Source organism: Flavobacterium xizangense (assembly GCF_054075145.1).
On sequence record NZ_JBSIPG010000095.1, the window covers coordinates 1 to 273 of the forward strand.

The 273-nt window shown below is 28.2% G+C and carries 1 pseudogene; it reads right to left on the minus strand.

Features of this window, described 5'->3' with window-relative positions:
* Nucleotides 1-238 (minus strand): annotated as a pseudogene (locus ACWA1B_RS22660) (Fic family protein); the annotation flags it as partial.
* Nucleotides 239-273 lie beyond the last annotated feature (35 nt).

The following is a 273-nucleotide window of genomic DNA, read 5'->3' on the forward strand; positions in this document are numbered from 1 at the left end:
GATGAATACTAACAAGATTAAAATGAGCATCAAACGATAAATTCAACTTTTCATCAACTGATAAATTTGTTTTCATTTTTTCATTAATAAATCCAATCAGATCATTAGTCAATCTTTCCACTTTATCATAATTAGGAAAATAGGAAACCCCAGCAGTTACGTTTCCTTTTCTAAACATCCCTTTACTAGCATCCACTTCGCCAAAAACAGTATTATAAATGCCTCCTGTATTTTTCATTACATAAGAATTAATTTCTTTAATCAATTCTATTG